Origin of the sequence: Lactobacillus nasalidis, assembly GCF_016587775.1 — a bacterium.
Classification (GTDB): Bacteria; Bacillota; Bacilli; order Lactobacillales; family Lactobacillaceae; genus Lactobacillus; species Lactobacillus nasalidis.
Window position 1 is genome coordinate 1 of sequence record NZ_BOCG01000054.1, and the last position, 5,093, is coordinate 5,093.

The 5,093-nt window shown below is 51.8% G+C and carries 4 protein-coding genes; all 4 read right to left on the bottom strand.

The genetic code is table 11. The annotated features are described in order from the left end of the window. Positions 1–289: 289 nt before the first annotated feature. Entirely contained in the window at positions 290–502 is a 213-nt protein-coding gene (locus tag lacNas_RS00495; protein WP_201330151.1) for a hypothetical protein, read from the bottom strand. Between the two features lie 18 nt (positions 503–520). Then, complete coding sequence (locus lacNas_RS00500; RefSeq protein ID WP_201330152.1) at positions 521–3,400, bottom strand: putative bifunctional diguanylate cyclase/phosphodiesterase; 2,880 nt, start codon at positions 3,398–3,400, stop codon at positions 521–523. Positions 3,401–3,572: 172 nt separating this feature from the next. Next, entirely contained in the window at positions 3,573–4,520 is a 948-nt protein-coding gene (locus lacNas_RS00505) for a glycosyltransferase family 8 protein (RefSeq protein WP_201330153.1), read from the bottom strand. 40 nt (positions 4,521–4,560) lie between these two features. Continuing rightward, positions 4,561–5,093: magnesium chelatase domain-containing protein (locus lacNas_RS00510; RefSeq protein ID WP_280515419.1), on the bottom strand; the 533-nt coding region annotated here is incomplete at its 5' end.

Consider the following 5,093-nt stretch of genomic DNA (forward strand, 5'->3'; position numbering starts at 1 on the left):
GCCTTTTTAATCTGCTCCAGATTATTTGCTTGCGAATTGACTTCGCTTATTTGATTGGATCAAACTTTGTTTGACCCGCACACTGCGAAACTTTGTTCAGTTTTCAAAGTACCAACTTGCGTCAAGTGACGCAACGTTTTATATCTTACTCGCTTGTCGGCTGCTTGTCAACAAGTTTTCTGATATTTGTTTCGTCTTCAATTTCCTTTCGTTAAGAAAGCGCTTTGTGCTTGTCTTGAAGACATCTACTACTTTACATTGTTTTTGCTTTTTCGTCAACTTTCATTTTTCAATTGTCTTTTGTGCCAAACGCCCGGCGGTGTTGTAAAAGTTGTTTTGCCTTTGCCTTTTTAAAAAGCTCTTTCAATTTTGGCAAATCAGCTCTTCTTTTAAAATTCGTTCGGATTTTGCTCTTTTTCCTGCTTGTCTGCATAAAAAGTTTTTTGAAATTTTTTTGTTTTTCCAGCCTCCTGCCGGCGGAAAAGAAAAAAAAAACAGCCATTTCTGACTGTTTCTTTGCTTATTTTGCGTATTGAACCGTGATGTCGCTGGCATTGATCAAGAGCATTTGATGCTGCTTGCCGCTGGCGATCTGCTTGGCCGAAAGGCGCAAGTACTGCCCGGTTTGCTTGAAGTCTAGATAGTTTGTCTTGTTCTGCCCGACATTCTTGGTGAACTCATGCAGCTTGCGGGCGATTTCCTTTTCTGGATCGTTCCATTCTGACACGATCTTCTGAAATACTTCCGGCGACTGCTTGATCTCTTTTTGGAATTCTTTGTTCATATAGAGCAAGCGGAACTTGCTGCCATTGTCCAGGACCAGGCAGGTTGGCCGGTCGCTGACCAGGTCCACCAGACCGACGCGCTGGTAAAACTTGCTCTGTTCCCAGTCTTCAACCTCGATGCCCCTGTCAGCCAGCATCCGGCAAAACTCGCCAGGCGGCAAAGGCTTGCTGTAGTAGTAGCCCTGGATCCGCTCGCAGCCGATTGACCGCATAAAGTCCAGCTGCTGCTTGGTCTCCACCCCTTCAGCCAGAGTATGAATGCCCAGGTCCTTGGCCATTTTGACGCAGGCCGACAGGATCTTCTTTGAAGCTTCATCAAAATTCTTCATGAAGACCATGTCCAGCTTGATCTCGTCAAATTCGAAGTTCTTGAGATAGTTCAAGGAAGAATAGCCGCTGCCAAAGTCATCCATCCAGACTTCATAGCCTGCCTGGCGGAAATTGTGAATCGCCCGCTTCAGGCCGTCCACGTCTTTGGACAGGGCGCTTTCGGTAATTTCCACGTTCACCAGTGACCGGCGCAAGCCGTTTTTCCGCACGGCCGTGTTCAATTCCGTCAGCGGATCCATCATCTGGAAGTCAGTCCGAGAAAGGTTGATCGAAACCGGGACGAGCTTTTGTCCTTTGTCAATCTGCTCCCGCAATTGCCGGGTCACCTCTCTGATGACGAATCGGTCAACCTTGTGAGACAGGTTCATTTCTTCAAAAAGAGGAATAAAGTCGCCCGGGGACAAAAAGCCCTTGACCGGGTCAATCCAGCGGACCAGGGCCTCCGCGCTGCAAAGGCGGCCGGTCAAAGTCCGGATCACCGGCTGGTAGTATACCCGCAGGTAGTGCTTGGCAATTGCTTCATCCAAGTGGTTGATCAGGTACTGCTTCAATTCTTCTTTTTCCTGCATGGCCGGTCTGTACAGGCTCCAGCTCTGTTCAGGCTGCCGTTTGGCCTGGTCGCAAGCCAGCTTGGCCCGGTCACAGGCCAAAGACGCGGTGACTTTCTCAGAATACGCGTAAATTCCGACCCGCATCCGCAGCTGGCTGGCCAAAGGCAGGCGCTTTAAGCGGGTGTGCAGGCGGATGACCCGCAATTCCCAATCGCCCGGCTCTGGGTCATAAACATAGAAGTTGTCCGCGTTAAACCGGGCCAAAACAGCATTAGGATAAAGCTCCTTTAACAGCTCGGCGATTTCGATCAGGCAGCGGTCCCCTTGGTCCAAGCCATGGCGCATGTTGTAGAGCTTGAAGTTCTCCACGTTCATGACCAAGAGCTGACTGCCAGGCTGCCACTTCTGCCCGACTTCCAAGAGGAAGTTGTGCATGTTGAGCAAGCCGGTCAAAGAATCGTAGCGGGAAACCCGCTTGTCGGTCACGTCTTTGACGACCATGATCGCGTTCTCTGGCACCCGGTGGACGCCGGAGCGGCCTTCAATTACTTCAAATTCCAGCAGCCGCTGCTGGCCGTCCAGCTGGACATGAGCCGTCAAGAAGAAGCTGGACTGCTGGGCCAGCCGCTGGCGCAGGTTGTCACAGTTTAAAGCATTTAAAAGCGGCTGCTGGCTGTTTGGCAGGACCAATTGGCTGGCAAACAGGTGCAGGAGCTGGTCATAGTTTTCCTTCTGCTTTAAAACCGGCTGCCAGGCCAAAGGGGCCTTGAAGACCGTCGCTTGATTCCGGGTCAGGTCAACGAAGAGCTCAAAAATATTGTCCCGGCTGTAAATCATCTGGAATTCGCGGTAGGCTTCCAGGCGCTGGTTGCGCTCGCGGCGGTCCTTGGGAATCTCAGAAAATCTTTTGATCAAGATGACCACTTGCTCAACTTCGCCATCAAAGTCGTAGCGGTTGGGAAAAAGCGTCAGCTGCAGCTCGTCATGGCGCTGAAAGGCATGGCAATTGGTCAGGATTACTTTCCCCCGCATCGCCTCCCGATAAGCCGAAACTACCCGCGCCTGGTCATTATAGGCCACGAAGTTCTGGCAGAAGACTTCAATTGACTTGGCCCGGTAGTAGTTGCTGAGGCCAAAACGGCTGCACAGGTCTTCAGAAAAGATGGCCGTCTTGACCTTGGGGTAGATCCAAATCGTCGACAGGCGTCCGGCCCCCTGCTGCATGATCCGGACCTGGGAGTCGATCTGTTCTTGCGCGATCAAAGGCCAGAGGAGGTTGGCCAAAGCAGCCAGAGTCTCCTTTTCTTCCGAATTCCAGACCGGACTTGCTCCGTGCTCTTCTTTTTCAAAACTGACGAAGCCCTGGCAGAACTCGCCGCTGAAGTAGCTGTAGACCAGATTGCCGGCAGCCAAAGCGAGATTGCCCTTGAAGCTGTCGCCAGCCATAACCACGGGATTCTGCTGCTGCAGCTGCTGGTACATTTCTTTGCGTTCGTTTCCTTCTGCGATGAACAAGTTGTGGTGCATCGCCCCGGCATGCTCGCCGCTGGAGCAATACTGGTAGATGAACTGACTGCCGGCAGCCGTGTTTTCACAGACATAGACCATGCCCAGGTCCAGTTCTTTCTTGACCAGATCCAGCAACGCGATAACTTGCTCGGGCCGTGGCCGGCCAGACTCCAAAATTATGCCTTGAAACTGCTGGAAGGCAGCCGGCAATTTTTGCCTAATCATTTTTCTTTCTTCACCCGAATGTTATAGTTTTTTTGTTATTTCCTATCATTAATTTAATTGTAACGACTTTCATTATAAATGTCTCGTATTTTGACCCAATTTCTTAAAAAAAGCTCCAGCGGCCGCAAAAAAGCCCTCCAAAAAACGAATTTTGGAAGGCTATTTCTATAAATTATAAAGTTACTTGTTCATGTTCCTTGACCCGGGCCCAGTTGTGCGGATCCTTGAGGGTCGTGTCCAGCTTGCCGAGCATGCGGTCAAGCTTATGATATTCGCTGTCGCGCTCTTCATCGGTCGTTTTGGCCAGTTCAGCCTTCAGTTCAGCAGCAAAGACGGTCTCCGCGGCATTGGACCAAAAGTAGTCTTCATACTGAACCCCGCTGAAGTGCCAAGGCTTGAAGAACAGGTTGTAGTGGATCAGGCCCGGGTTGGCCAGGGCCGGAGTATTTTCGTTGGGCATGGCATCCCAGCGGCCGTCCAGGTACTTGATGCGGCCTGAGCAGATTTCGTTCAGGTAGTCCTGGTCCGGGGCAATGCAGTCAAAGTGATAGCGGGCCAGCAGGCTGAAGAACTTGTCAACGAACTTCTCCTCTCTGAAGGCCGCGGCATTCATCACCAGCATCCCTGAATTGATGTATTCCTTCGGATCTAGGTCCAGAACCTCCTTGATGTAGCGGAGCATCTTTTCCACGAACTGAATCGAGGAGTCGGTGCAGGCGCCCAGAAGATTGTTGCCCAAGTCGTGGTCATACAGCTTGGCGATGTCGTCGTTTAAGACGGTGTCGCTGTCGATGTAGACTACCTGGTCGTATTCCGGGAACAGGTCCGGAATAAAGAGCCGGTAGAAGATCGACATGGTGAAAAAGTCGCCGCGCAGGTAGTTTTCCTTCCGGTCCTGGATCGGCTTCAAAAGCTCGTCTGACATCTCATAGAACTTGATGTGGACATTATCTCTACCGTAAGCAGCCAGGGCCTCCTGGTGTTCAGGGCTCAAGCCCTGGTGCAAAAAGGTTACCGTATAGTCGCGCTCAGGGTCGGCAAACTTGACCAGAGTGTGCAGCGAGACTGCCGCGTATGGGGTAAAGTCATCGCTGATTGAATAAAATACTGGAACTGTCATTCTTTCTTTTTGTTTTCCTTTCAGTTGTATGGGCTGGCTGCTATGAGAACAGCAGCTTCAAAGCCTGGCGGACGCTGACGACCGGCACGACTTCGATGCCCAGCTCGCCCAGCTTGGGACTCATGTTGTACTTGGGAACGAAGATCCGCTTGAAGCCGACCTTGGCGGCCTCTTTGACCCGGGCCTGAATCTGGTTGACCCGGCGGACTTCCCCGGTCAGGCCGATTTCCCCGACAAAGCAGTCCGTTGACTGGATCTCCTTATCATAGTAACTGGAAGCAATCGCCATGGCAATTGCCAAGTCGATGGCCGGCTCGTTCAAGCGGATGCCGCCAGTTGCCGACAAATAGGCATCCTGGTTCTGCAGCATCAAGTTCCCTCTTTTTTCCAAAACGGCCAAAAGCAGGGAGACCCGGTTGTAGTCCAGGCCCGAAGTCGTCCGCTTGGCATAGCCGAAAGCCGTCGGCGTCACCAGGGCCTGGATTTCGCCCAGGATCGGCCGGGTTCCTTCCAAAGAAACGACCACGGCTGACCCGGTTGAGTCGGGCAGGCGCTCGTCCAAAAAGACGGCCG

Coding starts and splice junctions, on each gene's coding strand:
- lacNas_RS00495 (WP_201330151.1), bottom strand. CDS start 502: ATGGCTGTTTTTTTTTTCTTTTCCGCCGGCAGGAGGCTGGAAAAACAA.
- lacNas_RS00500 (WP_201330152.1), bottom strand. CDS start 3,400: ATGATTAGGCAAAAATTGCCGGCTGCCTTCCAGCAGTTTCAAGGCATA.
- lacNas_RS00505 (WP_201330153.1), bottom strand. CDS start 4,520: ATGACAGTTCCAGTATTTTATTCAATCAGCGATGACTTTACCCCATAC.